We start from the raw sequence: 301 nt of genomic DNA on the forward strand, positions 1-301 counted from the left end.
TGTAATTGCACCTGTTAAATTACGACGTGTTGCATCTGGTTTAATCATTGAAAAAGTACGTTCTACAGCCATTTGACCACCTTTATTTTATTATAAATATTATCTGACCGTTCTATAGCGAGCAAGACGTCTCTTGCCAAGTGACTATGAAAAAATCCGCACCAATTTTTAGAATTGTATAGTTCTTCGCTGATTTCAATAAAAAATCTCATTTTAACCTCTTGCCTCATCATAGATATAATAGATTGATTTATAAGGATTATCTACCTTTCTTCAACTTGAATGAAAAACCCGAAGATTG

Annotated in this window: 1 pseudogene; it reads right to left on the bottom strand. The window is 32.6% G+C overall.

From position 1 onward, the window contains the following. A pseudogene (gene ndk / locus ACFINZ_RS11400) lies at window positions 1-72 on the bottom strand (nucleoside-diphosphate kinase); the annotation flags it as partial. Between the last annotated feature and the right edge of the window lie 229 nt (window positions 73-301).

It is taken from the genome of Bartonella sp. AA81SXKL (assembly GCF_042196945.1).
Lineage (GTDB): Bacteria > Pseudomonadota > Alphaproteobacteria > Rhizobiales > Rhizobiaceae > Bartonella.